The organism is Caulobacter sp. GW821-FHT10F06, from assembly GCF_058809215.1.
On record NZ_JBXASK010000004.1, the window covers coordinates 304,394 to 330,079 of the forward strand.

Below are 25,686 nucleotides of genomic sequence, written 5' to 3' on the forward strand. Positions count from 1 at the left end.
ACACGCTAGCGTCATTTAAATGATCGAGAACGCCCCGCCCCTACGGGGCGTCCCCCATCAGGCGCGAGCGCCCGCGAAAATGACTTTCAGTTGATCCGAAAGTCGCGCCAGCAGAGCGTCCACCGCCCAACCGTCGAAGACGGCGCGGCGATAGTTGGCGACATACACGTCCCAAGTCATTTCAGCCAAGAGCTTTGCGTCAATATCGCTCTTCAGCTGGCCCTGATCGATGCCGCGCTGGGTGACTTCGCCGATCAGGCGGAAGATGTGCTTCAAATCGGTGCGCGCGCGACGCTCAGCGGCTTCGGTGCGGGTCCACGACACCGCGATGCTGGCGCGCAGCAGCGGCAGCTGGTCGAGGTGGAAGCTGTAGGCGACGCCGAACAGGCCCAGCAGGGCTTCGTCGACGGTGCCGGCCGTACGGGCGGCCTGGACCATCTGGGCGTAGATGACTTCGTAGTCGGCGGTCAGAATCTCGTCGAAGAGCTCCGACTTGTCCGAGAAGCTGGCGAACACGGCGCCGGTCGACATGCCGGCGGCCTGGGCGATGTCCCGGATGGTCGCGCCTTCATAGCCGCGCTCGCTGAACAGGCGGCGGGCGGCCGACAGGACGCGTTCGCGCGTGCGCTGCTTGGCCAGGGCCCGGCGGGTCAGCTTGGCAGGCGAGTCGGTCGCCGACTCGATATTGACGGACACAAAGCTCATGCGGCGGCCTCCAGGCGTGCGAGGGCGGCCTCGGCGCGCTTCTCGAATTCAATGCAGTATTCATCGACGACGTTCTGAAGAACGTCGGCGTAGCGGCGGGCGAGCGTGCGCCCATCCTGCGCGGCGTCGCGCAGGTCGGTGATCAGTTGGCGGACTTCCGCCATGGCGTCTTCGCGTTCGGACGCGGAGAACGCGGCGGGGGCGATTGCAGCCTTTGCCATGGTCTTTCTCCTGTCTCTCCGCTGGTGATTAAGCGCTGAACGATCTGCGGGAGGGGATGATCATGTTCAACGAACGCATACTTTGAAATCAGAGCGGCGGGATTATCGCCGTTAAGGTGCGATTGCAACCTTCAAACAAACCCAAAATCACCGAACAGCGGCTTGATGCGACATATATGATACCGGTCGCATTCTGCCAGTGCGACAAATGCACTCATCGAACCTGTTCGGCGAATTCGCTCATTGGACGTCGTTTCGTGAACACGACAACCTATGGCAAAGCCTGGGCCAAACCCCTATCCTGCCGGCATGGACAGACTGTTCGACTTTCTCGTGCCCGCGGTGCTGCTGGCGGTGCTTTCGGCTCTGGGCATGGGCCTGTACGCGCTGTTCCGGGGCGGCGATTTCGGCCGCTCCTACTCCAACAAGCTGATGCGCCTGCGTGTCGTGCTCCAGTTCGTGGCCATCCTCGTGTTGGTGGCCGCATTCTGGTGGCGTACTCGCTGAATTAGAATAACGGCGGTCCGCGACCCATGGTCACGCTCAACAAGATCTACACGCGCACGGGCGACGCCGGATCGACCCGCCTGGTCACCGGAGCCCAGGTCAGCAAGGCTTCGCTGCGAGTCGAGGCCTATGGCGGCGTCGACGAGACCAACGCCTTACTAGGCGTGGCGCGACAACACACCACGGCCGATCCCGAGCTCGACGCCATGCTCGAGCGCATCCAGAACGACCTTTTCGACCTTGGCGCCGATCTGGCGACCCCCGAGCAGAACGAAAAGCCGGCCTGGGAGCCCCTGCGCATCGCCGACAGTCAGGTCGATCGCCTTGAGCATGAGATTGACCGCCTGAACGGCGAGCTTTCGGCCCTGACCTCGTTCGTGCTGCCGGCCGGCTCGCCCGCCGCCGCCGCCCTGCACGTGGCGCGCACGGTCTGTCGCCGCGCCGAGCGGGTGGCGGTGCAGTTGTCAGAAACCGAAGGCGAAGTCGTCGGAAGGCCGGCGCTGAAATATCTCAACCGGCTGTCGGACCTGCTGTTCGTCGCGGCCCGATGGGCCAATGACAAGGGCGCGGCCGACGTACTGTGGAAGCCCGGCGCGACCCGCTGAGGTCTACTTCCTGGCGGGCGCCGGAGCCGGGGTCGCCGCCGGAGCCGCCGGCGTGGCGGGCTGGCCATTGATCGGCGGCACGTTCAGCGGACGACGCGTCAGGGTCTCGATCGAATAGATCGTGCCGCACTTCATCCACTTGCCCGCCCAGGCGCCGCCACGTGCCTCGCAGCGCTCCTTCGGCCACACCCACATGTAGTGATAGGCGAACACGCCCGCGCTGCTGAGCAGGAACAGGCCGACGAAGATGATCTTCAGGCGATTGAAGGTGCGGTTCATGGCCCGCGTCTTTAGTAGCCGGTCTAGAGCCTGACCAGTCCTTTCGCGCGTCCGTTTAGCGATCGCGCGCGTTGGTGCGGGCGGACGCCGTCCGCGAAGTGTCGTACATTTGTTTGAACCCAGCGCGTGAAACCAGTTTACGCTTACGCGAAGGGAAACTTGCGTTGCGGTGCAAAAAGGGTAATCCCGTGCCCACGCAGGAGAAAACGCAGCCTGGAGGCGTGAAACCCGATGAAGGTCCTAGTCCCGGTTAAACGGGTTATCGATTACAACGTGAAGGTTCGCGTGAAGGCGGACCAGACGGGCGTCGATCTGGCGAACGTCAAGATGTCCATGAATCCCTTCTGCGAGATCGCGGTCGAAGAAGCCGTGCGCCTCAAGGAAAAGGGCGTGGCGACCGAGGTCGTCATCGTCAGCATCGGCCCGGCTCAAGCCCAGGAAACGATCCGCACGGCCTTGGCCATGGGCGGCGATCGCGGCGTGCTGATCACCACCGACGCCGATCCCGAGCCGCTGGCCGTCGCTAAGCTGCTGGCCGCCGTCATCGCCGAGGAAGTCCCAGGCCTGGTGCTGATGGGCAAGCAGGCCATCGACGGCGACAACAACGCCGTCGGCCAGATGCTGTCGGCCCTGCTGGGCTGGCCGCAAGCCACCTACGCCTCGGCCATCGAGGTCACCGGCGCCGCCGCCAAGGTCACCCGCGAAGTCGACGGCGGCCTGCAGGTGCTGGACGTGGATCTGCCGGCCGTGATCACCGCCGACCTGCGCCTCAACGAGCCGCGCTACGCCAGCCTGCCCAACATCATGAAGGCCAAGAAGAAGGAGATCGCCAGCAAGGCGGTCGCCGACTACGGCGTCGATGTCGCGCCGCGCCTGAAGGTCCTGAAGGTCACCGAGCCCGCCAAGCGCTCGGCCGGCATCAAGGTGGAAACCGCCGCTGACCTCGTCTCCAAGCTCAACACCGCGGGGGTGCTGTAATGGCCGTTCTCGTCGTCGCCGATAACGACAACGCGCACCTGCGCGATGGCACCCACAAGACCGTCACCGCCGCCCTGAAGCTCTCGGGCGACGTGGACGTGCTGGTCCTGGGTTCGGGCGCCAAGGCCGTGGCCGACGCCGCCGCTAAGATCAGCGGCGTCCGCAAGGTGCTGCTGGCCGACAGCGAAGCCCTGGGTCACGGCGTGGCCGAAGCCGAAGCCGACGCCGTGCTGGCCCTGGCCGGCAATTACGACGCGATCATCGTGCCGGCCACCTCGGGCGGCAAGAACTTCGCGCCGCGCGTCGCCGCCAAGCTGGACGTCGCCCCAATCTCGGAAATCGTCGAAGTGGTCAGCGCCGACACCTTCGTGCGCCCGATCTATGCCGGCAACGCCCTCGAAACCGTCCAGTCGTCGGACGCCAAGAAGGTGATCACCGTCCGTCCGACCGCCTTCGCGGCGGCGGAAGAAGGCGGCTCGGCCTCGGTCGAGACCGTGGGCGGCGCCGACGCCGGCAAGACCCGCTTCGTCAGCGAAGAGATGGTCAAGTCGGACCGCCCGGAACTGGCCGCGGCCAAGATCGTCGTCTCGGGCGGTCGCGCCATGGGCTCGGCCGAAGAGTTCCAGCGGGTCATCGAGCCCCTGGCCGACAAGCTGGGCGCCGCCGTCGGCGCCTCGCGCGCGGCGGTCGACGCGGGCTACGCCCCGAACGACTATCAGGTCGGCCAGACCGGCAAGGTCGTGGCTCCGGCGCTGTACATCGCCATCGGCATCTCGGGCGCCATCCAGCACCTGGCCGGCATGAAGGACTCCAAGGTGATCGTCGCGATCAACAAGGACGCCGACGCGCCGATCTTCCAGGTCGCCGACTTCGGCCTGGTCGCCGACTACAAGACCGCCGTGCCCGAACTGATGGACGCGCTCACCGCGGCCGGCAAGTAAGGCTTCGGCTCCAAGGAATAGCGAAAGGCCCGGAGGCGACTCCGGGCCTTTTTGTTTGTGCCTAGGGGGAGCGCGCGGGTCGCGCCGCGGCATCAGCGGGGGCTCTTGGGCGTGATCCCTTCGGCCCAGCGCAGGTCGTCGTGCAGGATGGCGTTCGGCGGAACCTTGGTGATGACAGCGGAGATCAGGGCGAGCGTCGCCGCGCCCGCGAGAAGCAGGAGTTTCATGGGGTGTGTCCCTGAGGTCTTGTGTGGGTGGGGTGCGGCCGCAGGGAGAAGATGCCGCCGAACACCGGTCTTTACGAACGATAGGTTCTGCGCGAACTTGTGAGCCTGGCTAACAACTCGGCTCGCCATGCGCCTCCCACCCTTCCCCGCCCTGACCGCCTTGGAAGCCGCCGCCCGGCACCGCAGCTATAGCCGCGCTGCCGACGAGCTGTTCGTCACCCACGGGGCGGTGAGCCAACAGATCCGGAAGCTGGAGGCCGAGTTCGGCGTCTGCCTGTTCGTCCGCCAGGGCAACAGCATGGAGCCCACCGCCACCGGTGCAACCTTGGCGGCCAAGGTCGCCGAGTCCCTCGAAACCCTGAGAGCCGGCGTCGACGGCGCGCGGCGGGCGGCCAGCGGTCCGATCGTGATCAGCACCGGCGCGGCGTTCGCCACCCGCTGGCTGGTCACCCGCCTGGCGCGGGTCTCGGCCGAGACCGGCGAGCCGGACCTGACCGTGCGGGTCGAGGACCGCGTCGCCGACCTGCAGAGCGACGGCGTCGACGTGGCCCTGCGCTTCGGCCTAGGTCCCTGGCCGGGCGCGCAGTCGGCGCTGATGTTCAGCGAGCGCCTGTTCCCGGTCTGCAGTCCGGCCCTGCTCGAACGCCACCCCATCGAGAAGCCGGAGGACCTGCTGACCACCCCGCTGCTGCGCCACACCGCCCTGCCTTGGAGCGCCTGGTTCCGAGCCATGGGGCTGGAGACGCCGCAGTTGCCGCCCAGCCTGGGCTTCGACGACACCTCGATGATGCTGGACGCCGCCGCGCAAGGGCTGGGCGTGGCCCTGGCCCGCAGCGGCCTTTCCGAGCGCGACCTCCGCGACGGCCGGCTGGTGCGCCCTCTGGCGGGCGAGGTCGATGTCGAAACCGGCCATCACTTCGTCTGGCGGGCCGACAACCCCAAGCTGGCCCGCATCCTCAAGCTGCGGGACTGGTTCCTGGCCGAGACGGCCAACGCCCGGGGCGAACCGGCGATGGCCTGCTGAGCGTCAGGCCGCCCTATACGCCGCCGCCACGGCCTCGGCCACCTTGATGCCGTCGATGGCCGCCGAGAGGATGCCGCCGGCATAGCCCGCGCCCTCGCCGGCCGGGAACAGGCCGGCGGTGTTGAGGCTCTGGAAGTCCTTGCCGCGCGTGATCCGCACCGGCGAGGAGGTGCGGGTCTCCACGCCCGTCAGCAGCACTTCGGGATGGTCGTAGCCGGGGATCTGGCGGGCGAACACCGGCAGGGCCTCGCGCATGGCCTCGATGACGAAGGGCGGCAGGCATTCGGACAGATCGGTCAGGGTCACGCCCGGGCGATAGGACGGGACCACCTCGCCCATCTCGCTGGAGGCCTGGCCGGCCAGGAAGTCGCCGACCTTCTGGCCTGGCGCGCTGTAGCTGGAGCCGCCGGCGACATAGGCCAGGGACTCCCACTTGCGCTGGAACTCGACGCCCGCCAGCGGGTGGCCGGGATAGTCGCGCTCGGGATCGATGCCGACCACGAAGCCGGAGTTGGCGTTGCGCTCGTTGCGCGAATACTGGCTCATGCCGTTGGTCACGACGCGGCCGGGCTCGGAGGTCGCCGCCACCACCGTGCCGCCCGGGCACATGCAGAAGCTGTACACCGTGCGGCCGTTCTTGCAGTGGTGCGACAGGGTGTAGTCGGCCGCGCCCAGGATCGGATTGCCGGCGTTGGAGCCGAACTTGGCGCGGTCGATCCACGACTGCGGATGCTCGATCCGCACCCCGATCGAGAACGGCTTGGCCTCGATATGGACGCCCCGGTCGTACAGCATCTGGAAGGTGTCGCGGGCGCTGTGGCCGACGGCCAGCACCACATTTTCGGTTTCCATATAGTCGCCGGTCGACAGATGCAGTCCCTTCAGTCGGCGCGAGCCGTCGGCCTGTGTCTCGATGTCGAGGTCGTCGACGCGGTGGGTCCAGCGGTATTCGCCGCCCAGGGCCTCGATGGTCTCGCGCATGCTCTCGACCATCGTCACCAGGCGGAAGGTGCCGATGTGCGGATGGGCCTCGGTCAGGATCTCCTCGGGCGCGCCGGCCTTGACGAACTCGGTCAGCACCTTGCGGCCCAGGTGGCGCGGGTCCTTGATCTGGCTGTAGAGCTTGCCGTCCGAGAAGGTGCCGGCCCCGCCCTCGCCGAACTGGACGTTGGATTCCGGGTTCAGCTCGGACCGGCGCCACAGGCCCCAGGTGTCCTTGGTGCGCTCGCGCACCACCTTGCCGCGGTCGAGGATGATCGGCTTGAAGCCCATCTGGGCCAGGATCAGGCCCGCGAACAGGCCGCAAGGCCCCGCGCCGACCACCACGGGGCGCGAACCGGCGAAGTCCTTGACCACGTCGTAGCGGTATTCGGTGTCGGGGGTCGGGCGCACGTGGGGATCGCCCTCGAAGCGGGCCAGCACGGCGGCCTCGTCCTTCACCGTCACGTCCACCGAATAGACCAGCAGGATCGCGGCCTTGCGGCGCGGGTCGTTGGCGCGGCGGGCCACCTTAAAGTCGATCAGATCCTCGGCCGCTACGCCCAGGCGCGCGACGATGGCCGGCGCCATGGCCTCCGGCGGATGGTCCAGCGGCAGCTTCAGTTCGGAAATGCGCAACATGGCGGGGATTTAGCGGGAACGAGGGGCCAAAGCAAAAGGCCCGGGGCATGCCCCGGGCCTTCGGATCGTCGGATCGCTGGAGGACCTTAGTCCTTGGCGCGTTCCTGGTAGCTGTTGTCTTCGGTCAGGATGACCACGCGGGTGCCCACGGCGATGTACGGCGGGACGGTGGTCTTGACGCCGTTGCTGAGCAGGGCCGGCTTGTACGACGAGCTGGCGGTCTGGCCCTTCACCGACGGTTCGGTGTCGACGACTTCCAGGATCATGGTGCGCGGCAGTTCGATGGCGATCGGCACGTCGTTGTGCGTCGACAGCTGGACCGTCATGTTCTCTTGCAGGTAGGGCGCGGCGTCGCCGATCACGTCCGCCGTGGCGGTGACCTGGTCGAAGCTCTCCGGGTTCATGAAGTGGAAGCCGTCGCCGTCCTGGTACAGGAAGGTGTGGTCGCGCTGGTCGACGAAGGCGCGCTCGACCTGCTCGGTCGTGCGATAGCGCTCCGAAACCTTCACGCCATCCGAGATGCGGCGCATGTTCAGCTGGGTCACCGGGGTGCCCTTGCCGGGGTGGATGTTGTCGACGGTCAGAACGACATACAGACGGCCGTCCATATCGACGACGGCGCCCTTGCGGAGCGAGCTGGCGGCTACCTTCACTTCGATAAGTCCTTAGGTTTTCCGGGCGCTGCCCGGAGAGCGGCCCGAATGGAGTAGAGATCTTGTGACCGCCCTCCTATAGCGAACGCGGCAAGATCGCCAGTCTCTGTTGCGGGAGGCCCCGTGGCCGCCGATACGCCTTCGCCCTGGTGGACGCCGTCGATCCACGCCGATCGCCGGCCCTTCCTGCTGGCCCGCAACGCCATCACCCGCGCCGTGCGGGGCTGGTTCGAGGGCCAGGGCTTCGTCGAGGTCGAGGCCGCCGCCCTGCAGGTCTCGCCCGGCAACGAGGCCCACCTGCACGCCTTTTCCACCACGATGCTGAGCCTGGCCGGCGAGCCGGACCAGACCTTCCACCTGCACACCTCGCCCGAATTCGCCTGCAAGAAGCTGCTGGCGGCGGGGGAAGAGAAGATCTTCGATTTCGCCCGGGTGTGGCGCAACCGCGAGCGCGGGCCGCTGCACCATCCCGAGTTCGTCATGCTGGAATGGTACCGGGCCGGCGCGCCGTACGAGACGCTGATGGACGACTGCGCGACCCTGCTGTCGATCGCCGCCGAGACGGCGGGGACCAAGGCTTTCGCGTTCCGGGGCATGAGCTGCGATCCCTTCGCCGCGCCGGAACGGCTGAGCGTCGCCGAGGCGTTCGCGCGCCATGCGGGCGTGAACCTGCTGGCCAGCCTGGGCGCGAGCGGCGAGACCGACCGCGACGCCCTGGCCGCCTCGGCGCGGGCGGCGGGGATCCGGGTGGCCGACGACGACAGCTGGGCCGACGTCTTTAGCCGGGTGATCGTCGAGAAGGTCGAGCCCAATCTCGGCCAGGGCCGGGCGACGATCCTGTGTGAATACCCCCTGGCCGAGGCCGCCCTGGCGCGGCCCAAGCCGGGCGATCCGCGCGTAGCCGAACGCTTCGAGCTCTATGCCTGCGGGGTCGAACTGGCCAACGCGTTTGGCGAACTCACCGACGCAGCCGAGCAGCGCCGCCGGTTCGAGGCCGAGATGGACGAGAAGGCCCGGATCTATGGCGAGCGCTACCCCATCGACGAGGACTTCCTGGCGGCGCTGGAGATCATGCCGGACGCGTCGGGATCGGCCTTGGGCTTCGACCGGCTGGTGATGCTGGCGGCGGGCGCGCAGCGGGTGGATCAGGTGATGTGGGTGCCGGTGGCCTAGACCGGAGAGGACCCCCTCCGGCCCTCTGGGCCACCTCCCCCAAAGGGGGAGGATCTACGCCGAGCAGATGCTCCCCCTTCGGGGGAGCTGTCGCGGAGCGACTGAGGGGGTCCTCAACGGCCTCCGACATTGCTTCCAAGGCCCTTTTGGCCCATATCCCCGCCCCTCATGTCCCCCGCCAGCACCCTCCGCAGCGCAGCCGCCCTGGCCGACGCCGGCCTGATCGCTCCCGAGCGGTTGCCAGCGCTGGAGCGCGTGGCGGCGCAGTATGCGGTGGCGATCACGGCGGACATGGCCGCGCTGATCGAGCCGGCCAACGCCGCCGACCCCATCGCCCGCCAGTTCGTGCCGCAGACCGCCGAGCTGGTCGGCGCGCCTGGCGAGGACCCCGACCCGATCGGCGACCTGACCCACAGTCCGGTCGAAGGGATCGTCCATCGCTATCCCGACCGGGTGCTGCTGAAGCCCACCCACACCTGCGCGGTCTATTGCCGGTTCTGCTTCCGCCGCGAGATGGTCGGGCCCGAGGGGCTCAAGACCCTGTCGCCGGCCGAGCTGGACGCCGCCTTCGCCTATATCGCCGCCCGTCCGGAAATCTGGGAGGTGATCGTCACCGGCGGCGATCCGCTGGTGCTGTCGCCCCGCCGCATCCGCGACATCGGCGAACGGCTGGCGAAGATCGACCACGTGAAGGTGGCGCGCTTCCACACCCGCGTGCCGGCCGTCGATCCGGCGGCGATCACCGACGAGATGGTCGCGGCGCTGAAGGCCTCGGGCAAGGCGGTCTATGTGGCCCTGCACGCCAACCACGCCCGCGAGCTGACGCCGGCCGCCCGCGCCGCCTGCGCCAGGATCGTCGACGCCGGGATCCCGATGATCAGCCAGACCGTGCTGCTGGCCGGGATCAACGACGACGCCGAGACCCTGGCCGACCTGATGCGGGCCTTCGTCGAGACACGGATCAAGCCCTACTACCTGCACCATCACGACCACGCGCCGGGCACCAGCCACCTGCGCACCAGTCTCGAGGCCGGCCAGGCGCTGATGAAGGCCCTGCGCGGCGACGTCTCGGGCCTGGCCCAGCCGACCTACATCCTCGACATCCCCGGCGGCCACGGAAAGGTCCCGATCGGCCCGCGCTATCTGGACGGCGGCGCAGTGGAAGATCCGCGGGGCCAGGCCCATCCCTATCCGCCCATCGGCCACGGCGAGGGTTAGCGCGGCCGTTCCGCGCTGCGGCGCAGCAAAGCCTGGACGAGAGTGTGGTTTCTCGTGCTAGAAACGGCGCCACAATAGAAGGCGCGGACGAAGAACCGCCGCCGTATCAAGCGAAGGCTTGGCGTTCATGAGTGATATCAAGACGGTCGGCGTAATCGGCGCGGGCCAGATGGGCTCCGGCATCGCGCATGTCTGCGCGCTCGCGGGCTACGATGTCGTGTTGCACGACGTCTCGCGGGACCGCATCGACGCGGGCCTGGTGCTGATCGAAAAGAACCTGGCCCGTCAGGTCGGCCGCGGCATCATCGACGACGCCGCCATGGCCGGCGCCCTGGCCCGCATCAAGCCCGCCGAGGGCCTGGAGCTGGTCGGTCAGGCCGATCTGGCCATCGAGGCGGCCACCGAGAACGAAGAGACCAAGAAGGCCATCTTCCGCAGCCTGCAGCCGCACCTGAAGCCGGACACCCTGCTGGCCTCCAACACCTCGTCGATCTCGATCACCCGCCTGGCCTCGGCCACCGATCGTCCCGAGCGGTTCATCGGCCTGCACTTCATGAACCCGGTCCCGCTGATGAAGCTGGTCGAGATCATTCGCGGCATCGCCACCGACGTGCCGACCTATGAGCGCGCCGTGACCTTCGCCCAGTCGCTGGGCAAGATCACGTCGAACGCCGAAGACTTCCCGGCCTTCATCGTCAACCGCGTGCTGGTGCCGATGATCAACGAGGCGATCTACACCCTGTACGAGGGCGTGGGCACGGTCGACGCCATCGACACCGCCATGAAGCTGGGCGCCAACCATCCGATGGGCCCGCTGGAACTGGGCGACTTCATCGGCCTGGACACCGTGCTGAGCATCATGAACGTGCTGCACGAGGGTCTGGCGGACAGCAAGTACCGTCCCTGCCCGCTGCTGGTGAAGTACGTGGAAGCCGGCTGGCTGGGCAAGAAGGCCGGCCGAGGCTTCTACGACTATCGCGGCGAGACGCCGGTTCCGACGCGCTAGCAACCGGGCGCCGCGCGGCGAGCGCGGCGCAAGCCTCCGTGAGACCTTGGCGTAACGCCGGTATCGCGCCTACTCTGCCGTCCTCACGGGGCGGGGGACGGGCATGGGTCGATCTGGAAGAGTCATCGCGATCTCGACCGCCCTCTGGGCCGGCGCGACGATGTCGGCCTTGGCCGCGCCGCGCCAGCCGGTCATCGACATGCACATCCACGCGGACACGGCCGATTCCGAGGGTCCGCCGCAGCAATATGTCTGCACGCCCTTCCCGGCCTGGAAGCCCATGGACCCCGGCCGCGGCGGCCTCGACGCCTACGTCCAGGGCATGTTCATCGCTCCCGATTGCCCCAAGAAGGTGCGCGGGGCCGCGACCGACGACGAGCTTCGCCAGCGCACGATCGAGATGCTGCGCAAGTACGACGTCTACGCCATAGCCGGCGGCGACCCGAAGATCGTCGAGCGCTGGCGGCAGGACGCGCCCGACCGCATCCTGCCCGCGATCGGCGCCAGCTCGCCCGACAAGCTGCCGTCGGTGGCCGAGATCCGCCGGCTGCACGCCGAGGGCAAGGTCAAGGCGCTGATGGAGCTGACCTTCCAATACGCCGGGATCGCTCCGACCGACCCGCGCATGGAGCCCTACTGGGCGCTGGCCGAGGAGCTGGACATTCCGGTCGGCATCCACATGGGTCCGGGGGCGCCGGGCGTCACCTACTTCGCCACCCCGAACTATCGCGCCAGCCTGTCTGATCCGCTGTTGCTGGAGCCGGTGCTGGTGGCTCATCCCAAGCTGCGGGTGTTCGTGGTCCACGCCGGCTGGCCGATGAAGGAGCGGATGATCGCCCTGATGTACGCCCATCCGCAGGTCTATGCCGAAATCGGCGTGCTGGCGGGCCTCTATCGGGACGCCGACTTCTACCCGTATCTGAAGGGCCTGATCGACGCCGGTTTCGAGGATCGCATCCTCTACGGCTCGGACCAGATGGTGTGGCCCGACCTGGTGGGCGTGGGGATCGAGCGGATCCGCAAGGCGCCGGTGCTGACGGCGGCGCAGAAGCGCAAGATCCTCTACGGCAACGCCGCGACGTTCCTGCGGATCGACCCGGGCGGAGTGGGTGGAAAGCCCCACTGATCGCCACCCATAAATCCCGTCATCCCGGGCCTTGTGCCCGGGACCCCTGGTTCAGCTTGCACGTGAAGCGCCGGCGCTCAGCGCGGCTCCCATCTGCACCTGCGGCGGAGAGAGGGGTTCCGGGCACAAGGCCCGGAATGACGATGCTATGAATTGCGACCGAGGACTGAAGCGCGCCTACCCCGCCCCCATCGCCACGGCGATGTGGTAGGTGGCGAACGAGGCCAGGTAGGCCAGGCCGGTCATGTACAGGAACATCACCGTCGGCCAGGTCCAGCTGTTGGTCTCGCGTTTGACCACGCCCAGGGTCGCCGCGCATTGCGGGGCGAAGATGTACCAGGCCAGGAACGACAGGGCGGTGGCCAGAGACCACTTGCCGGCCAGCAGCACGCCCAGCTTGGTGCCCGCATCGTCGTCGCCGCCGACGGCGTAGACGGTGCCCAGGGCGGCCACCGCCACCTCGCGGGCGGCGAAGCCCGGGATCAGGGCGATCGTCATCTGCCAGTTGAAGCCGATCGGAGCCATGACCGGCGCGATGAAGTGGCCGATGCGGCCGGCGAAGCTGTAGTCGATGGCCGGGCCCGTCGCGCCCTCGGGCGGATAGGGGAAGGTCGACAGCACCCAGACCAGCACCATCAGCGGCAGGATGATGCGGCCGGCGCGGTTCAGGAAGATCTGGGCCCGGGTCCACAGATTGATCAACACGTTGCGCGGCTCGGGCCAGCGATAGGTCGGCAGCTCCATCATGAAGGGCTCGACCGTGCCGCGCCAGAAGACGCTCCGCAGGACGAACGACACGGCCAGGGCGCTGACGATGCCGCCAGCGTAGAGGCCGAACATCACCAGGCCTTGCAGGGACAGCACGCCCCACACAGTCTGGTGCGGGATGAAGGCCCCGATGATCAGGGTGTAGACCGGGATGCGGGCCGAGCAGGTCATCAGCGGCGCGACCAGGATGGTGGTCAGGCGGTCGTGCTTGTTGTCGATCACCCGCGTCGACATGATCCCGGGAATGGCGCAGGCGAAGCTGGACAGCAGCGGGATAAAGGCCCGGCCGTGCAGGCCCGCCCCGCCCATGATCTTGTCCATCAGGAAGGCCGCGCGGGCCATGTAGCCGCTGTCTTCCAACAGCAGGATGAAGAAGAACAGGATCAGGATCTGCGGCAGGAACACCAGCACGCTGCCGACGCCGGCGATCAGGCCGTCGGCGATGAAGCTGGCCAGCAGGCCGTGCGGCAGGACGTCCGACACCCAGCCGGCAAGGGCCGCGAAACCGCCATCGATGGCGTCCGCAGGGACCGTGGCCCAGGTGAACACCGCCTGGAACATCACGAACAGCAGGGTCAGCAGGATCGCCAGGCCCGCCGCCGGATGCAGCAGCACGTTGTCGATCTTGCCCGTGACGGTGTCGGGACGTTCGGGCGGCTTCACGCAAGCCTTGAAGATGCGCTGAGCCTCGGCGTGGGCGGCGCGGATCTCGCCGGCGTCGGGCTCGCGCCAGGTGTTGGCGGTCTCGCCGGCGTGGCTGATCGTCAACGCCTCGACCTGAGCGATCAGCTCGTCCAGCCCGCGCTTGCGGGTGGCCACCGTGGTGACGATCGGCGCGCCGACCTGGGCCGACAGCTGCTCGAGGTCGATCCGCAGGCCCTGACGCTGGGCGATGTCGAACATGTTGAGGGCCAGGACGAACGGGCGGCCCACCTGCTTGAGCTCCAGCGCCAGGCGCAGCACCAGCCGCAGGTTCGTGGCGTCGGCCACGCAGATCAGCACCTGCGGAGCCTCTTCGCCGGCCAGACGGCCCAGGATGGCGTCGCGGGTCACCGCCTCGTCGGGGCTGCGGGCGCGCAAGGAATAGGTGCCTGGCAGGTCGAGCACCCGCAGGGTGCGGCCGCTGGGCGCTTGCAGCACGCCTTCCTTCCGCTCGACGGTCACGCCGGCGTAGTTGGCCACCTTCTGGCGGCTGCCGGTCAGGGCGTTGAACAGCGCCGTCTTGCCGGAGTTGGGATTGCCGACCAGCGCGATGCGCGCCACGGCGGGCGTGGCCTGGACGGGGGGAGGCGTGATGACGCCGATGTCGGTGCTCAAGACTGGGTCCCGTCGAACTTCACGGTGACGGCGCCGGCCTCGCGGCGGCGCAGGGCCACGCGGGTGTCGTCCACCCGCACGGCGATCGGATCGCGGCCGAACAGTCCCTCGTGCAGGACCTCGATCCGCGCGCCTTCCACGAAGCCCATCTCCAGCAGGCGTCGCTCAAGCTCTTGGGCTTCCACGGCCTCGGCCGCCCCCGTCTCGCCGGTGACCCGCACGATCACGCCGCGCGCGCCCTTGCGCGCCGCGCCGAGCGAACGCTCGGCGAGAGCAGGATCAAAGCTGGAATCGAAGGCAAGGGCGTCGGACATGACCGCTCCGCGAAAACTTGCGAGTGATTATCAGTCCACGGCGGCGCTGTCGATGCGGCGATCTAGCCAGGTTGAGTTATGGTGCAAAAGACTCCCGAGGGGCGAGGCGTATCGGCGCAGGCGCGTTAATATGTTCGACTCTTGGAACTCGGACCGGTCTGATTGCCTGTAACGATTCGTGTGGACGTACTGATGCGACGGCTGATGCTGGGGCTGCTCACGGGCGCCTATCTTTGTCTGGCTCTGATCATCTCCCTGGTGCTGTGGCGCACGGGGGCGGCGCCGGCTGTCGGTCTGTCCGCCTTCATCGGCACGCTGGGCCTGTGCTTCGCGTTCCATGGCCTGATCGCCAACGCCTTCGACGGCGCCCGCACCCGCATGGACCTCGACACCGTGCGCGAGGCCCACGCCATCCTGCTGGACCAGATCGAGAAGATCGACGCGCGCATGACCGAGCTGGTCGACAGCGTCGCCCAGGACGCCCAGCGCCGCTCCGAGGAGCTGTCGAGCGAGGTCCACCAACTGGAAGACCTGATCGCCGGCATGAACGAGCGGCTGGAAAACCAGCTGACCCACCAGGTCGCCGCCGCCCGCGTCGAGGTTCGCGGCCGCACGCCGCAGTCGAACGTGATGCTGGAAGTGGTGCAGGACGCCCTGGCCGAGAACCGCGTCGACCTCTACCTGCAGCCCATCGTCAGCCTGCCCCAGCGCCGGACCGTCTTCTACGAAAGCTTCTCGCGCCTGCGCGACGAGACCGGCCGGGTGATGATGCCCGCCGAGTACCTCGCCGTCGCCGAGCCGGAAGGCCTGATGACCGCCATCGACAACCTGCTGCTGTTCCGCTGCGTGCAGATCGTGCGCCGCCTGGCCAAGCAGGATCGCAAGGTCGGGATCTTCTGCAACATCTCGCTGGCCAGCCTGGCCGACGAGACCTTCTTCCCGCAGTTCCTGGAATTCATGCAGGCCAACAAGGATCTGGCCGGCGCGGTAATCTTCGAACTGGGTCAGGCCGCCTTCGAGCGCCGCGGCGCCGTCGAGGCCCGCCACATGTCGCGTCTGGCCAGCCTGGGCTTCAGCTTCAGCCTCGACAAGGTCAGCGACCTGGACCTGGACTTCCAGGACCTGGCCCGCGCCGACGTGAAGTTCCTGAAGGTCGGCGCTCAGATGATGCTGGACCAGCTGCAGGAAGAGGACGGCAAGCTGGTCATCGCCTCGCTGCCCGACCTGAACGCCAGCGACTTCGCCGCCTTGACCCGCCGCTACGGCATTGAGGTGATCGTCGAGAAGGTGGAAGCCGAAAAGCAGATCGCCGAGATCCTCGATCTCGACATCGGCTACGGCCAGGGCCACCTGTTCGGCGAGCCGCGCGCCATCCGCGACGCCGTGCTGGCCGAGGCCGAGCCGCCCGTCGACTTCATGCGCAGCGCCATGCGCCGCCGGGCCTCAGGCTGGTGACAGTTTTGGGTACCCGATCGCAAGCATCGGAATGACCCGCTGACCTGACGGGCGCATCGTCTTCTCAACAGAGGAGACATCCGATGACCGCTTCGATCTACCCCACCGACGACGCGCGCTGGGAGGCCATGCGCGCCAAGGACCGCGCCGCCGAAGGCGCCTTCTACATCGCCGTGCGCACCACCGGCGTCTATTGCGTGGCCAGCTGCGGCGGGCGTCCGCTGCGCAGGAACGTCGAGTTCCACGACAGCCGAGAGAGCGCCCGCGCCGCCGGCTTCCGGGCCTGCCTGCGCTGCAAGCCCGACGTCGAGCGGGAAACTCTTCGCCACGCCACCGTCGCCACTAGCCTGGGCCTGGCGCTGGTCGCCCGCTCGGCCAAGGGCCTGCGCCTGCTGACCCTGGGCGACGACGCGGCCGCCCTGACGGCCGACCTCGAAAAGCGCTTCCCCGCCGCGCGGTTGGTCGCCGATCCCGAAGGCCTGGCGGCGGAACTGGCCGCTGTCGCCCGACTGATCGATCATCCCGAGGCGGGCCTTGCCCTGCCGATCGACGACCAGGGCACCGACCTGCAGAAGGCCGTCTGGGCGGCGCTGCGCGCGATCCCGGCCGGCCGGACGGTGTCCTATGCCGAGCTGGCCCGCGCTATCGGACGACCCAGCGCCGCGCGGGTGGTGGCCAACGCTTGCGGGGCCAATCCGCTGGCGGTGGTCACGCCCTGCCACCGCGTGGTGCGCGCCGACGGCGGCCTGTCGGGCTACCGCTGGGGCGTCGAGCGCAAGGCGGCCTTGCTGGCGCGCGAGGCGGCGTGACTCTGGACTGGAAACGCATCGCCGCCGAACTCGACGCGCGCGGCTGGGCCCTGACCGGTCCGCTGCTGACGCCGGCGCAGTGCGCGGACCTGGCGGCGCTCTACGACCAGCCGGGCCTGTTCCGCAGCAAGGTGGTCATGGCCCGGCACGGCTTCGGCAAGGGCGAGTACCAGTATTTCGCCTATCCGTTGCCGGCGCCGATCCAGACGATGCGCGAGAGCCTCTATCCGCCGCTGGCCTGGGTCGCCAATCGCTGGGCGACGCGGCTGGGCGAAGAGCGCCGCTTTCCAGAGACGCTGGACGAGATGATCGAGCGCTGCCGCGAGGCGGGGCAAGTCCGGCCGACGCCGCTGATGCTGACCTACGGGCCGGGCGACTACAACTGCCTGCACCAGGACCTCTATGGCGACCACGTCTTTCCGCTGCAGGCGGCGTTCCTGCTGGACGAGCCCGGTCGCGACTTTACGGGTGGGGAGTTCGTGCTGGTCGAACAGCGCCCCCGCCAGCAGTCCGCGCCGCAGGTCGTGCCCCTGACCCAGGGCCAGGGCGTGATCTTCGCGGTGCGCGAGCGACCGGCGGAGGGGACGCGGGGCGTCCACCGGCGGGTGCTGCGGCACGGGGTCAGCGAGATCCGATCAGGGCGGAGACGAACGCTGGGGGTGATCTTTCACGATGCGACGTGAGGTGGCTGGCGCCGGACGCCCCCTCCGTCACGATGCGTATTCGCATCGCGCCACCTCCCCCGTTTCACGGGGCAGGAGAAGAACGCTCCCTCCTCCCCTGTGAAACGGGGGAGGTGGATCGGCGCTATCAGCGCCGAGACGGAGGGGGCGTCCGGCGCTAGCCGATCGGCGAAACCCCAAACAACATCCGGTGCAGCACCAGCACGAACACCGCATAAAGCGCCGTCCCCGCCACCACCATGATCAGGTCGGCCACCGGCTTGGCGGCCACCGGCGCGGGCTCCCGGCGGCCCAGGGCCGAGATCAGATCAACCACTGCCCACACGAGGAACGATCCGAACAGCAGCACCGAGGCCTGGTCGCCATTGGCCAACAGATGGCCCGTCGACCACAGGATGACGCCGATCAGCATCGGATGGCGCACCGCCGCCTTGATCCGTCCCACCGGCCCGTTCGAGCCCGCCAGCAGGATGAAGGCGATCCACACCAGGCCCAGCGCCGCGTGGCGTCCCCAGGCCGGCGGGTCGTAGAGCTGCGGCGCGGCGGGGCGATAGAGGGTCCAGCCCCAGATGATCAGGCCCAGCCCGACCGCCGCCACCAGGGAATAGAGGCCCTTCCAGCGTCCCGGGTTGGCGGCGACCTGGGCGTCGCGGAAGGGGCCGGCGAGGATGCGCACCGAATGGATGGCGAAGAACACCGCCAGTCCCAGGATCAGAATGGTCATCGCGCCCTCCCCGGCTTTGCCGCGAGGATAGTCATGGAACGCCGGTCTTCGAAAGCGACCTCTTGAAACCGGCCCAGCAAGGCTCAGTTAAGCCCTCCAGCGTTGACGCCCCCGCCCCTGACCGGTACCGCCGCCCCCATGATGGATTTCCCAGAACGCCTGTCCGCCCTTCGCGACCTCTACGACATCGTCCTGTGCGACGTCTGGGGCGTGATCCACAACGGCGTGCGAAGCTTTCCGGAAGCCTGCGACGCGCTCACCCAGTGGGGCGCGACCGTCGGGCCGGTGGTGCTGATCTCCAACGCCCCGCGTCCGTCGCACGACGTGGTCTCGCAGCTGGACAGCCTGGACGTGCCGCGATCGGCCTGGAGCGGGTTCGTGACCTCCGGGGACGCCACCCGCGCCCTGCTCGAGGCGCGCGCGCCGGGCAAGGTCTGGCGGATCGGCCCCGACCGCGACGCGCCGCTCTACGACGGTTTCGATCTCGACCTGACCGGGACCTGCGAGGACGCCGACTTCATCGGCTGCAGCGGCCTCTATGACGACGAGACCGAGATCCCCGAGGACTATCGCGACCGCCTGACCGTGGCGGCCAAGCGCGGTCTGACCTTCATCTGCGCCAATCCCGACCGCGTGGTGCAGCGCGGCGACAAGCTGATCTTCTGCGCCGGCGCCCTGGCCGACCTCTATGAGAGCCTGGGCGGCGAGGTGATCATGGCCGGCAAGCCTTTCGGGCCGATCTACGACCTGGCTATCGCCAAGGCCGAGGCCCTCACCGGCAAGCCCGTCGACCGCTCGCGCGTGCTGTGCATCGGCGACGGGGTCATCACCGACGTGCTGGGTGCGCAGAACCAGAAGCTGGCCTGCCTGTTCATCGCCAAGGGCATCCATGGCGAAAAGGCCATCGGTCCCGACGGCCTGTTGAACCCCGAGGCCGTGCTGGCCCTGCTGGCCGCCGAAAAGGTCGGGGCCACGCACGCGGTCGGCGATCTGGTCTGGTGATCGCCAAACCAGCCGCTAAGTTCGACCGCGAAAATTAGAAGGCGCCGCAGGACCGTGATGCAGGGTTTGTTTCTCGAGGATCTGACCGTCGGCCAGAGCGCCGAACTGGTCCGCGACGTGGGCGAGGCCGACATCGTCGCCTTCGCCGACGTGACCGGCGACACCAATCCCGTGCACCTAGACGCCGACTATGCGGCGACCACGTCCTTCGGCGAGCGCATCGCCCACGGCATGCTGTCGGCGGGCTACATCTCGGCTCTGCTGGGCACCACCCTGCCGGGTCCCGGCGCGGTCTATCTGTCCCAGACCCTGAAGTTCCTGCGCCCTGTGAAGATCGGCGTCGCGGTCACCGTCCGCGCCACCGTCACCGCCATCGACGCCGCCAAGGCCAACGTCACCCTGTCGACCGTCTGCCTGGTGAACGGCAAGAAGGTGGTCGACGGCGAGGCCGTGGTCCTGGTTCCGCGCAAGGCCGCCTGATGACCCTGAAGATCGTCCACGGCTGGAAGGACCTGCCGCCCGAGGCCAAGGGCGCCGCCGCGGCGCTGGGCAATTTCGACGGCGTGCATCGCGGCCACCAGCAGGTGATCGCCGAAGCCGCCAAGGCCGCCAGCGCCCTGAAGGTTCCGCTGGGGGTGATCACCTTCGACCCGCACCCGCGCCGCCTGTTCCGCCCCACAGAGCCGGCCTTCCGGCTGATGACCATCGAGCAGCAGGCCCGCGTGCTGGCCGGCATGGGCGTGGACATCCTCTATCTGCTGCCGTTCGACTTCCAGATGGCCAGCTTCTCGGACAAGGAGTTCGTCGAGCAGGTTCTGGTCGAGGGGCTCGGCGTCAAGCACGTGGCGGCCGGGTTCGACATCTCGTTCGGCAAGGGCCGCACCGGCAGCGCCGACGGCATGAAGGCCTATGGCGACCAGAAGGGCTTCGGCGTCTCGATCGCCGAACCGGTGGCGGGCCGGGCGGGCGACAAGTTCTCGTCGACCAGCGTCCGCGACGCCCTGCGCGACGGCCATCCCGAGGAGGCGCACCGCATCCTGGGCCGTCCCTTCGCCATCGAGGGCGTGGTCCGGCGCGGCCAGCAGCTGGGCCGCCAGCTGGGCTTTCCCACCGCCAATGTCGAGATCGTCGACTATGTGGTGCCCAAGCTGGGCGTCTACGCCACCCGCACCCGCCTGCCCGACGGCCGCGAAGTGCCCGGCGTCGCCAACCTGGGCAACAACCCCACGACAGGCATCGTCGAGACCCGCCTGGAGACCTGGCTGTTCGACTTCGACGAGGATCTCTACGGCCAGGTCATCGAGACCGACCTGATCGCCTTCCTGAGGCCGGAGCTGAAGTTCGACAGCCTGGAGCTGATGGTCGAGCAGATCCACCGCGACGAGGCTCAGGCCCGCGCGATCGTGGCGCCGGGGTTCTGACTCGCTAGATCCTCCCCCTCTGGGGGAGGTGGCCCGGAGGGCCGGAGGGGGTCCTCCCCGGCATACTCAGTTGAGGACCCCCTCAGTCGCTCTGCGACAGCTCCCCCAAAGGGGGAGCATCTTGAAGCGTCAGCCATTCCCCCAATCGGCGATCCCCCTACCCTCCGCCCAGCGCTGCTGTTAACCTCCGTTAACCACTGCGGGGGCGGGATGTTGAAGGCGCGCAAGTACGAGCATTTCGCCAGGGCCAGGCGCCCGGCGCCCGCGCGGCATCACCACGAGATCCTGGCCTATCCCGACAACGCCCAGTTCGTGTTCGACACCGGCAAGGCGCTGGAGGTCGAGGGCGGCTATTGCGCCCTACCTGACGGCGACCTGCTGGACGCCTATTCCAACGCCGTGGTCCGCGCCGTCGAGGTGGTGGGGCCGGCCGTGGTGCGGGTCCATCCGATGCTGGAAGACCCGCGCATGCAGGGCGTCGGCTCGGGCTTCGCCTTCGCCGACGGGGGACTGATCCTGACCAACAGCCACGTGGTGCAGGGCGCCAACCGGTTCGTGATCATCACCGCCGAGGGCCGCAGCCTGACCGCGCGTTGCGTGGGCGACGATCCCGACACCGACCTGGCCGTGCTGAAGATCGACCAGGGCGTCAGCCTCCCGGTCGCCAAGCTTGGAAATTCCAAGAAGCTGCGGCGCGGCCAGCTGGTCATCGCCATCGGCGCGCCGCTGGGCTTCGAGGCCACGGTGACCACCGGCGTGGTGTCGGCGCTGGGCCGCTCCCTGCGCGGCGAGCGCGGCCGGCTGATCGAGGACCTGATCCAGACCGACGCGGCGCTGAATCCCGGCAACAGCGGCGGGCCGCTGGTCAATTCCACCGGCGAGGTGGTCGGCATCGCCACCGCCGTGATCGCCGGCTACCAAGGCCTGTGCTTCGCCGTCGCCGTCAACACGGCCACCTATGTGATCAAGGAACTGCTGGAGCACGGCTTCGTGCGGCGCGGCTCCATCGGCCTGATCGCCCAGCAGGCGCCGATCCCGCCGGCCCTGGCCAAGGCCACCGGCGTCTCCCAGCCCTATGCGGTGTTCGTGGCCCATGTCGACGCGGGCGGTCCCGCCGCCAAGGCCGGCCTGCGCGAGGGCGACCTGCTGATCCAGGCCGGCGACCAGGTGCTGACGGGCCTGGACGACCTGCTGCGCGCGCTGGACCATCACAGCATCGACAAGCCCACGGCGTTCACGGTGATCCGCGAGGGCAAGCTGATGACCGTGTCGATCACCCCCCGCATCCGCAAACGCACCTGATTTCGCGCCTCGGCCTGTGGACAAGTCGCTATTCACGGTGACCGCGCGGTTAGGCATTTGTTCGCGGTAGACGCGTACATATGTCGCAGATACACTTTTCGCGTCATCAAGAGGCGAGTGCGATGCGCTACTGGTTCAGGGCCAGGGAACTGTTCATGCAGAAGGGCTGGCGCCCCGATCGCAAGGCCGTTCCCTATGCGATCGCCCCCGTCACCTGGCAGGGCTGGACCCTGACGGCCCTGTGGGTCATCGCCATGACCGTCACCCTGGGCGCGGCGGCCATGCAGAGCGTGCAGGCCTTCCTCTATGCCAGCTTCGCCACCTGGTTCGGCACCGGCGCGGCGCTGTGGATGCTGCGCGGACGGGTCAAACCGGCGCGATAGCCGCCAAGGCGGTTTGTGCCCGGCGCGCGGCTCTGCTATCCCCCGCGTCATGACTTTCGTTCGGAAAACCTCGCGAATTATCCGCCCGGCGTGACGCTGCCGGACGAGTTTCCAGCGCGCGCCGGGTTCAACACCCTCGCACCTCGTTTTTCCGAACTTCCAAAAGCTGGATAGCTCTCCCATGGCCGACGACGCCACGCCCGCCCGCGACTATCGCGAAACCGTCTTCCTTCCCGACACCCCGTTCCCGATGCGCGGGGGCCTGCCCAAGAAGGAGCCCGAGATCCTGGAGGGCTGGGCCGCCCTCTCCGACAAGGGCCTGTACGGCGCAGTCCGCGCCAAGCGTCAAGCCGACGGCGCGCCGCTGTTCGTGCTGCACGACGGTCCGCCCTACGCCAATGGCGCGATCCACATCGGCCACGCCCTGAACAAGACGCTGAAGGACTTCGTGGTCCGCTCGCGCTTCGCCCTGGGCTACGACGTCGACTACGTGCCCGGCTGGGACTGCCACGGCCTGCCCATCGAGTGGAAGATCGAGGAAGAGTTCCGCGCCAAGGGCCGCCGCAAGGACGAGGTCCCCGCCGAGGAATTCCGCACCCGCTGCCGCGAATACGCCGGCGGCTGGATCGAGGCCCAGAAGGTCGAGTTCCAGCGCCTGGGCGTGCTGGGCGACTGGTGGAACCGCTACGCCACGATGGACTATCGCAGCGAGGCCACGATCGTCGCCGAGTTCCACAAGTTCGCCGCCTCGGGCCAGCTCTATCGCGGCTCCAAGCCGGTGATGTGGAGCCCGGTCGAGCGCACGGCCCTGGCCGACGCCGAGATCGAGTATCACGACCACGTCAGCCCCACGATCTGGGTGAAGTTCCCGGTCAAGGTCTATGACGAGGAGCACTATGCGCTGTCGGGTAATCCGGCTGGCGACAACGTCTTCCGCCTGGCGCCCAACGACGCCAGCGTCGTGATCTGGACCACCACGCCGTGGACCATCCCCGCTAACCGCGCCATCAGCTTCAACCCCAAGGTCGAGTACGGCCTCTATGAGGTGGAAGCCATGGAGGAGAACCTCGAGTTCGCCCCGTGGTCGAAGGCCGGCGACCGCCTGATCATCGCCGACAAGCTGGCTGAGGACGTGCGCAAGGCCGCCAAGGTTGCGACCTGGCGCCGCGTCGAGCCCGTCGATCCGACCGGCCTGGTCTGCGCTCACCCGCTGGCGCAGTTCGACGAAGGCTTTGCCTTCGACGTGCCGCTGCTGGCCGGCGAGCACGTGACCGACGACGCCGGCACCGGCTTCGTCCACACCGCCCCGGGCCACGGCGCGGACGACTACCTGGTGTGGCTCAAGAGCGGCTACGCGCTGGACTCCATCCCCGACACCGTCGACCCCGACGGCGCCTATTACCCGCACGTGCCGCTGTTTGCGGGCCTGAAGGTCATCGAGACCGAGGGCAAGAAGGCCGGCAAGTTCGGGGCCGCCAACGGCGCAGTGATGGACAAGCTGATCGAGGCCGGCAACCTGCTGGCGCGCGGCCGCGTCGAGCACAGCTATCCGCACAGCTGGCGCTCGAAGGCCCCGATCATCTTCCGCAACACCCCGCAGTGGTTCATCCGCATGGATCAGCCGCTGGAGAGCGGAAAGACCCTGCGCGAGACCGCCGTCCAGGCCATCGCCGACACCGCCTTCCACCCCGACGCCGGCCGCAACCGCATCGGCTCGATGGTGGAAAGCCGTCCCGACTGGCTGGTCAGCCGCCAGCGCGCCTGGGGCACGCCGCTGGCCATGTTCGTCGACAAGGACACCGGCGCGCCACTGATGGACGAGGCCGTCAACGCCCGCATCCTGGCGGCCATCCGCGAGGGCGGTGCCGACGCTTGGTTCACCCGTCCCGACGCCGAATTCCTGGGCGAGACCTATGACGCGGCCCAGTACGAGAAGGTTGGCGACATCCTCGACGTCTGGTTCGACAGCGGCTGCACCCACGCCTTCACGATCGAGGGCCGCGACGATAGCGCCTGGCCGGCTGACCTGTACCTCGAAGGCTCCGACCAGCACCGCGGCTGGTTCCAGTCGTCCTTGCTCGAAGGCTGCGGCACCCGCGGCCGCGCGCCCTACAAGGCGGTTCTCACCCACGGGTTCACCCAGGACGAGAACGGCGAGAAGATGTCCAAGTCCAAGGGCAACACCGTCGAGCCGCAGACCATCACCAAGGAAAGCGGCGCCGAGATCCTGCGGCTGTGGGCCGCGATGGTCGACTATTCGGAAGACCAGCGGATCGGCAAGACCATCCTGGCCACCACCACCGACGCCTATCGCAAGCTGCGCAACACCACGCGCTACCTGCTGGGCGCCCTGGCCGGCTTCGACGAGGCCGAGCGGGTCACGAACTACGCCGACTTCCCGCCGCTGGAGAAGTATATCCTGCACCGTCTGTGGGAGCTGGATCGCGACGTCCGCGCCGCCTACGAGGCCTATCGCTTCGCCGATGTGACGCGGCCGCTGATCGAGTTCTGCCAAGGCGACCTGTCGACCCTGTTCTTCGACATCCGCAAGGACAGCCTCTATTGCGACAAGCCGACGGAACTGCGCCGCCGGGCCTATCGCACGGTGCTGGACTACGTCTTCGAGCGCCTGACCATCTGGCTGTCGCCCCTGACCAGCTTCACCATGGAGGAGGCGTGGCAGACGCGCTTCCCCGAGGCGGGCTCCAACAGCCTGCGGGTGATCCCGGCGACTCCGGCGCAGTGGGAGAACCCCGCTGAGGCCGCCCGCTGGGCCAAGGTCGAGACGGTGATGTCGGTGGTGACCGGCGCGCTGGAAGTCGAACGCCGCGAAAAGCGCATCGGCTCGGCGCTGGAGGCCGCACCGGTGGTTCACGTCGCCGACGCCGACCTGCTGGCGGCTTTCGACGGCCTGGACGCGGCTGAGGTGTTCCGCACGTCTTCCGCCACGCTCGTAGCCGGCGACGGCGGCGCGTTCACGACCGACGAGGTCAAGGGCGTGTCGGTCGATCCGGTCCAGGCCGAGGGGAACAGGTGCGCCCGCTCGTGGCGCATCCTGCCCGAGGTCGGAACCGATCCGCGCTATCCGGAGCTTAGCCTTCGCGACGCCGAGGCCGTGGCGTGGTGGGACGCGCAAAAATAGCCGTCATCCCACGGGCGTCCGCAGGACGATCCGGAGGGACCCAAGCCGCGTCGGCCAATTCGGCTTGGGTCGCCCGGATAAAC

Annotated in this window: 27 protein-coding genes; 18 read left to right on the forward strand and 9 right to left on the reverse strand. The window is 68.2% G+C overall.

The genetic code is table 11. The features are described 5' to 3' along the window. Positions 1-57 precede the first annotated feature (57 nt). Both AC1RUS_RS10805 and AC1RUS_RS10810 read right to left on the reverse strand, forming a co-directional pair. Positions 58-705 (reverse strand): TetR/AcrR family transcriptional regulator, encoded by a 648-nt coding sequence (locus AC1RUS_RS10805; RefSeq protein ID WP_492915850.1) that lies wholly within the window; start codon positions 703-705, stop codon positions 58-60. Beyond that, positions 702-926 (reverse strand): CC0731 family SpdR-regulated protein, encoded by a 225-nt coding sequence (locus AC1RUS_RS10810; protein WP_492915852.1) that lies wholly within the window; start codon positions 924-926, stop codon positions 702-704. The genes AC1RUS_RS10805 and AC1RUS_RS10810 overlap by 4 nt, the downstream gene beginning before the upstream one ends. Before the next feature lie 309 nt (positions 927-1,235). On the opposite strand from AC1RUS_RS10810, the gene AC1RUS_RS10815 reads away from it, so the two are divergent. Beyond that, entirely contained in the window at positions 1,236-1,433 is a 198-nt protein-coding gene (locus tag AC1RUS_RS10815; RefSeq protein WP_492915854.1) for a twin transmembrane helix small protein, read from the forward strand. Positions 1,434-1,459: 26 nt separating this feature from the next. Next, positions 1,460-2,038, forward strand: a complete 579-nt coding sequence (locus AC1RUS_RS10820) for a cob(I)yrinic acid a,c-diamide adenosyltransferase (protein WP_492915856.1) — start codon at positions 1,460-1,462, stop codon at positions 2,036-2,038. 3 nt (positions 2,039-2,041) lie between these two features. Here AC1RUS_RS10820 and AC1RUS_RS10825 read toward each other — a convergent pair whose 3' ends face one another. Beyond that, positions 2,042-2,317 carry a hypothetical protein gene (locus AC1RUS_RS10825; RefSeq protein WP_492915858.1) on the reverse strand — a complete coding sequence of 92 codons (276 nt, stop codon included), beginning with the start codon at positions 2,315-2,317 and terminating at the stop codon, positions 2,042-2,044. 231 nt (positions 2,318-2,548) lie between these two features. Here AC1RUS_RS10825 and AC1RUS_RS10830 point away from each other — a divergent pair, with 231 nt between their 5' ends. Further along, complete coding sequence (locus AC1RUS_RS10830; RefSeq protein ID WP_492915860.1) at positions 2,549-3,295, forward strand: electron transfer flavoprotein subunit beta/FixA family protein; 747 nt, start codon at positions 2,549-2,551, stop codon at positions 3,293-3,295. Next, entirely contained in the window at positions 3,295-4,236 is a 942-nt protein-coding gene (locus AC1RUS_RS10835; RefSeq protein ID WP_492915862.1) for an electron transfer flavoprotein subunit alpha/FixB family protein, read from the forward strand. Before AC1RUS_RS10830 ends, AC1RUS_RS10835 begins: the two co-directional genes overlap by 1 nt. Before the next feature lie 92 nt (positions 4,237-4,328). On the opposite strand, the gene AC1RUS_RS10840 is transcribed toward AC1RUS_RS10835, so the two are convergent. Beyond that, positions 4,329-4,463: a hypothetical protein gene (locus AC1RUS_RS10840; protein WP_492915864.1), complete on the reverse strand. Its 135-nt coding sequence runs from the start codon at positions 4,461-4,463 to the stop codon at positions 4,329-4,331. 127 nt (positions 4,464-4,590) lie between these two features. Between AC1RUS_RS10840 and AC1RUS_RS10845 the strand changes: the two genes are divergently transcribed. Continuing rightward, positions 4,591-5,487 (forward strand): LysR substrate-binding domain-containing protein, encoded by an 897-nt coding sequence (locus tag AC1RUS_RS10845; protein WP_492915866.1) that lies wholly within the window; start codon positions 4,591-4,593, stop codon positions 5,485-5,487. 3 nt (positions 5,488-5,490) lie between these two features. Here AC1RUS_RS10845 and AC1RUS_RS10850 read toward each other — a convergent pair whose 3' ends face one another. Together AC1RUS_RS10850 and efp are read right to left on the reverse strand one after the other, a co-directional pair. Continuing rightward, on the reverse strand, positions 5,491-7,107 hold the full coding sequence (locus AC1RUS_RS10850; protein ID WP_492915868.1) for an NAD(P)/FAD-dependent oxidoreductase: 1,617 nt from the start codon (positions 7,105-7,107) through the stop codon (positions 5,491-5,493). Between the two features lie 86 nt (positions 7,108-7,193). Next, on the reverse strand, positions 7,194-7,760 hold the full coding sequence (gene efp / locus AC1RUS_RS10855) for an elongation factor P (RefSeq protein ID WP_492915870.1): 567 nt from the start codon (positions 7,758-7,760) through the stop codon (positions 7,194-7,196). A gap of 123 nt (positions 7,761-7,883) precedes the next feature. Here efp and epmA point away from each other — a divergent pair, with 123 nt between their 5' ends. The 4 genes from epmA (at position 7,884) to AC1RUS_RS10875 (ending at position 12,283) form a co-directional block, all read left to right on the forward strand. Further along, complete coding sequence (gene epmA, locus AC1RUS_RS10860; protein ID WP_492915872.1) at positions 7,884-8,933, forward strand: EF-P lysine aminoacylase EpmA; 1,050 nt, start codon at positions 7,884-7,886, stop codon at positions 8,931-8,933. 168 nt (positions 8,934-9,101) lie between these two features. Continuing rightward, the gene (locus tag AC1RUS_RS10865) at positions 9,102-10,151 is read left to right on the forward strand and encodes a lysine-2,3-aminomutase-like protein (protein WP_492915874.1); all 1,050 of its coding nucleotides are present in this window, start codon (positions 9,102-9,104) and stop codon (positions 10,149-10,151) included. A 127-nt stretch (positions 10,152-10,278) separates the two neighbouring features. Beyond that, entirely contained in the window at positions 10,279-11,157 is an 879-nt protein-coding gene (locus tag AC1RUS_RS10870) for a 3-hydroxybutyryl-CoA dehydrogenase (protein WP_492915876.1), read from the forward strand. Between the two features lie 103 nt (positions 11,158-11,260). Beyond that, positions 11,261-12,283 (forward strand): amidohydrolase family protein, encoded by a 1,023-nt coding sequence (locus AC1RUS_RS10875; RefSeq protein ID WP_492915878.1) that lies wholly within the window; start codon positions 11,261-11,263, stop codon positions 12,281-12,283. A gap of 177 nt (positions 12,284-12,460) precedes the next feature. Here AC1RUS_RS10875 and feoB read toward each other — a convergent pair whose 3' ends face one another. Together feoB and AC1RUS_RS10885 are read right to left on the reverse strand one after the other, a co-directional pair. Continuing rightward, entirely contained in the window at positions 12,461-14,356 is a 1,896-nt protein-coding gene (gene feoB / locus AC1RUS_RS10880; RefSeq protein ID WP_492916296.1) for a ferrous iron transport protein B, read from the reverse strand. Positions 14,357-14,364: 8 nt separating this feature from the next. Then, complete coding sequence (locus AC1RUS_RS10885) at positions 14,365-14,682, reverse strand: FeoA family protein (RefSeq protein ID WP_492915880.1); 318 nt, start codon at positions 14,680-14,682, stop codon at positions 14,365-14,367. 192 nt (positions 14,683-14,874) lie between these two features. On the opposite strand from AC1RUS_RS10885, the gene tipF reads away from it, so the two are divergent. The 3 genes from tipF to AC1RUS_RS10900 all read left to right on the forward strand — a co-directional run bounded on the left by tipF (position 14,875) and on the right by AC1RUS_RS10900 (position 17,629). Further along, complete coding sequence (gene tipF / locus AC1RUS_RS10890; protein WP_492915882.1) at positions 14,875-16,137, forward strand: flagella assembly cyclic-di-GMP phosphodiesterase TipF; 1,263 nt, start codon at positions 14,875-14,877, stop codon at positions 16,135-16,137. 83 nt (positions 16,138-16,220) lie between these two features. Beyond that, positions 16,221-16,946, forward strand: a complete 726-nt coding sequence (locus AC1RUS_RS10895) for a methylated-DNA--[protein]-cysteine S-methyltransferase (RefSeq protein ID WP_492915884.1) — start codon at positions 16,221-16,223, stop codon at positions 16,944-16,946. After that, positions 16,943-17,629 (forward strand): 2OG-Fe(II) oxygenase, encoded by a 687-nt coding sequence (locus AC1RUS_RS10900; protein WP_492915886.1) that lies wholly within the window; start codon positions 16,943-16,945, stop codon positions 17,627-17,629. Before AC1RUS_RS10895 ends, AC1RUS_RS10900 begins: the two co-directional genes overlap by 4 nt. 157 nt (positions 17,630-17,786) lie before the next feature. Here the strand turns inward: AC1RUS_RS10900 and AC1RUS_RS10905 are convergent, their stop codons facing one another. Beyond that, a complete protein-coding gene (locus AC1RUS_RS10905) occupies positions 17,787-18,353 on the reverse strand; it encodes an NnrU family protein (RefSeq protein ID WP_492915888.1) in 567 nt (188 codons plus the stop codon). Between the two features lie 138 nt (positions 18,354-18,491). Here AC1RUS_RS10905 and AC1RUS_RS10910 point away from each other — a divergent pair, with 138 nt between their 5' ends. The 6 genes from AC1RUS_RS10910 (at position 18,492) to ileS (ending at position 25,603) form a co-directional block, all read left to right on the forward strand. Continuing rightward, positions 18,492-19,355 (forward strand): TIGR01459 family HAD-type hydrolase, encoded by an 864-nt coding sequence (locus tag AC1RUS_RS10910; protein ID WP_492915890.1) that lies wholly within the window; start codon positions 18,492-18,494, stop codon positions 19,353-19,355. A 54-nt stretch (positions 19,356-19,409) separates the two neighbouring features. Continuing rightward, complete coding sequence (locus tag AC1RUS_RS10915; RefSeq protein WP_492915892.1) at positions 19,410-19,835, forward strand: MaoC family dehydratase; 426 nt, start codon at positions 19,410-19,412, stop codon at positions 19,833-19,835. Next, positions 19,835-20,776, forward strand: coding sequence for a bifunctional riboflavin kinase/FAD synthetase (locus AC1RUS_RS10920; protein WP_492915894.1), 942 nt, complete (start codon positions 19,835-19,837; stop codon positions 20,774-20,776). The genes AC1RUS_RS10915 and AC1RUS_RS10920 overlap by 1 nt, the downstream gene beginning before the upstream one ends. A gap of 210 nt (positions 20,777-20,986) precedes the next feature. Continuing rightward, a complete protein-coding gene (locus AC1RUS_RS10925) occupies positions 20,987-22,078 on the forward strand; it encodes a S1C family serine protease (protein ID WP_492915897.1) in 1,092 nt (363 codons plus the stop codon). A gap of 155 nt (positions 22,079-22,233) precedes the next feature. After that, positions 22,234-22,461, forward strand: a complete 228-nt coding sequence (locus AC1RUS_RS10930) for a hypothetical protein (protein WP_492915899.1) — start codon at positions 22,234-22,236, stop codon at positions 22,459-22,461. Between the two features lie 181 nt (positions 22,462-22,642). Then, positions 22,643-25,603 carry an isoleucine--tRNA ligase gene (gene ileS / locus AC1RUS_RS10935; protein ID WP_492915902.1) on the forward strand — a complete coding sequence of 987 codons (2,961 nt, stop codon included), beginning with the start codon at positions 22,643-22,645 and terminating at the stop codon, positions 25,601-25,603. Positions 25,604-25,686: the final 83 nt, after the last annotated feature.

Excerpts from the sequence above, each read along its gene's own strand:
- AC1RUS_RS10805 (WP_492915850.1), bottom strand. The coding sequence starts at position 705 with ATGAGCTTTGTGTCCGTCAATATCGAGTCGGCGACCGACTCGCCTGCC.
- AC1RUS_RS10810 (WP_492915852.1), bottom strand. The coding sequence starts at position 926 with ATGGCAAAGGCTGCAATCGCCCCCGCCGCGTTCTCCGCGTCCGAACGC.
- AC1RUS_RS10815 (WP_492915854.1), top strand. The coding sequence starts at position 1,236 with ATGGACAGACTGTTCGACTTTCTCGTGCCCGCGGTGCTGCTGGCGGTG.
- AC1RUS_RS10820 (WP_492915856.1), top strand. The coding sequence starts at position 1,460 with ATGGTCACGCTCAACAAGATCTACACGCGCACGGGCGACGCCGGATCG.
- AC1RUS_RS10825 (WP_492915858.1), bottom strand. The coding sequence starts at position 2,317 with ATGAACCGCACCTTCAATCGCCTGAAGATCATCTTCGTCGGCCTGTTC.
- AC1RUS_RS10830 (WP_492915860.1), top strand. The coding sequence starts at position 2,549 with ATGAAGGTCCTAGTCCCGGTTAAACGGGTTATCGATTACAACGTGAAG.
- AC1RUS_RS10835 (WP_492915862.1), top strand. The coding sequence starts at position 3,295 with ATGGCCGTTCTCGTCGTCGCCGATAACGACAACGCGCACCTGCGCGAT.
- AC1RUS_RS10840 (WP_492915864.1), bottom strand. The coding sequence starts at position 4,463 with ATGAAACTCCTGCTTCTCGCGGGCGCGGCGACGCTCGCCCTGATCTCC.
- AC1RUS_RS10845 (WP_492915866.1), top strand. The coding sequence starts at position 4,591 with ATGCGCCTCCCACCCTTCCCCGCCCTGACCGCCTTGGAAGCCGCCGCC.
- AC1RUS_RS10850 (WP_492915868.1), bottom strand. The coding sequence starts at position 7,107 with ATGTTGCGCATTTCCGAACTGAAGCTGCCGCTGGACCATCCGCCGGAG.
- AC1RUS_RS10865 (WP_492915874.1), top strand. The coding sequence starts at position 9,102 with ATGTCCCCCGCCAGCACCCTCCGCAGCGCAGCCGCCCTGGCCGACGCC.
- AC1RUS_RS10870 (WP_492915876.1), top strand. The coding sequence starts at position 10,279 with ATGAGTGATATCAAGACGGTCGGCGTAATCGGCGCGGGCCAGATGGGC.
- AC1RUS_RS10875 (WP_492915878.1), top strand. The coding sequence starts at position 11,261 with ATGGGTCGATCTGGAAGAGTCATCGCGATCTCGACCGCCCTCTGGGCC.
- AC1RUS_RS10885 (WP_492915880.1), bottom strand. The coding sequence starts at position 14,682 with ATGTCCGACGCCCTTGCCTTCGATTCCAGCTTTGATCCTGCTCTCGCC.
- tipF (WP_492915882.1), top strand. The coding sequence starts at position 14,875 with ATGCGACGGCTGATGCTGGGGCTGCTCACGGGCGCCTATCTTTGTCTG.
- AC1RUS_RS10895 (WP_492915884.1), top strand. The coding sequence starts at position 16,221 with ATGACCGCTTCGATCTACCCCACCGACGACGCGCGCTGGGAGGCCATG.
- AC1RUS_RS10905 (WP_492915888.1), bottom strand. The coding sequence starts at position 18,353 with ATGACCATTCTGATCCTGGGACTGGCGGTGTTCTTCGCCATCCATTCG.
- AC1RUS_RS10910 (WP_492915890.1), top strand. The coding sequence starts at position 18,492 with ATGATGGATTTCCCAGAACGCCTGTCCGCCCTTCGCGACCTCTACGAC.
- AC1RUS_RS10920 (WP_492915894.1), top strand. The coding sequence starts at position 19,835 with ATGACCCTGAAGATCGTCCACGGCTGGAAGGACCTGCCGCCCGAGGCC.
- AC1RUS_RS10925 (WP_492915897.1), top strand. The coding sequence starts at position 20,987 with ATGTTGAAGGCGCGCAAGTACGAGCATTTCGCCAGGGCCAGGCGCCCG.
- AC1RUS_RS10930 (WP_492915899.1), top strand. The coding sequence starts at position 22,234 with ATGCAGAAGGGCTGGCGCCCCGATCGCAAGGCCGTTCCCTATGCGATC.
- ileS (WP_492915902.1), top strand. The coding sequence starts at position 22,643 with ATGGCCGACGACGCCACGCCCGCCCGCGACTATCGCGAAACCGTCTTC.